This window comes from Mesorhizobium sp. M7A.F.Ca.MR.148.00.0.0, from assembly GCF_003997735.1.
Lineage (GTDB): Bacteria > Pseudomonadota > Alphaproteobacteria > Rhizobiales > Rhizobiaceae > Mesorhizobium.
In genome coordinates, this window is record NZ_RZTB01000298.1 from 1 (window position 1) to 1,043 (window position 1,043).

At 60.7% G+C, this 1,043-nt stretch carries 2 protein-coding genes; both read right to left on the bottom strand.

Annotation, left to right across the window (positions count from 1 at the left end; all coding sequences use genetic code 11):
• Positions 1-364 (bottom strand): ATP-binding cassette domain-containing protein (locus EOB49_RS34080; protein WP_164781937.1); only part of this gene is annotated, 364 nt, incomplete at its 3' end.
• Positions 361-1,043 (bottom strand): ABC transporter permease (locus tag EOB49_RS34085; protein ID WP_164781938.1); only part of this gene is annotated, 683 nt, incomplete at its 5' end. The genes EOB49_RS34080 and EOB49_RS34085, both read right to left, overlap by 4 nt.

The window sequence follows — 1,043 nt, forward strand, 5'->3', positions numbered from 1 at the left end:
CGGCGATCTGCTTGATGATGCGGTGAACGGGATTGAGCGCATTCATCGCGCCCTGAAAGACGACGGACGTCTCGCTCCAGCGATGTGGCCGCATCGCCGCATCATCGTCGATCGGCAGTCGCTGTCCGCGATAGCGGACCTCGCCCTCGCTTACCCGCGCGTTGGGCGATAGCAGACCGGCAATCGCCATTGCGGTCGTGGTCTTGCCACTGCCCGATTCACCGACGAGGGCGACGGCCTCTCCGGCTCGCAACGCGAAGCTTACGTCGTCGATTGCTCGCAATGAAATGCCCTTGAGCCTATAGTCGACAGAAAGCCGGTCGACCTCCAGCAGCGATGCCATGTCTCGGGAGGAGTTCGTCATGGAATTACCCGCCGCCGTGGATTGAACGTGTCGTCGAGGGCATTGCCAATCAGGACGAAGCTAAGCGAAACCGTAAGCGCGCACAGCCCGGGGGCGCCGAGATACCACCAGGCTCCAGCACTGGCCGCACCGGCGCGCTGGGCGAGCGCAAGCAAAGTGCCCCATGAAGGCTGCAACGGATCGCCAAGCCCAAGGAACGAGAGCGAGGTCTCGACATAAATTGCGCCGGCGACGACCAGGGCACCATTGGCTGCAATTTGCGGCACAAGATTGGGGAGGATGTGCCTTACCATGATGCTCAGATTGCTGCTGCCCGCAACGCGCGCACGATCGACGAATGTTCGCTCCTTAAGCGACATGGTCTGGCTGCGAACGATACGTGCGACGAAGGCCCAGCTTGTCAGGCCGATAACGACAATGATCACGAAAAGAGAAGGACGGAAGCCAAGGATATCTCGGCCCCGCCCCATCACCTCGAGAACCACGGGGGTGATAACCAGCGCCAGCACAAAGGAAGGGACGACGAAAAAGAAATCTGTTAAGCGCATCAGCCAGACGTCAACCCAGCCACCGAAGTAGCCCGCGGTCATTCCGACCGTCGCGCCGACGATGAGACTGATCACAGTCGCCAGCAGCGCGATCGTGAGCGATATCCGGGCACCATGGACGACCAGATTGA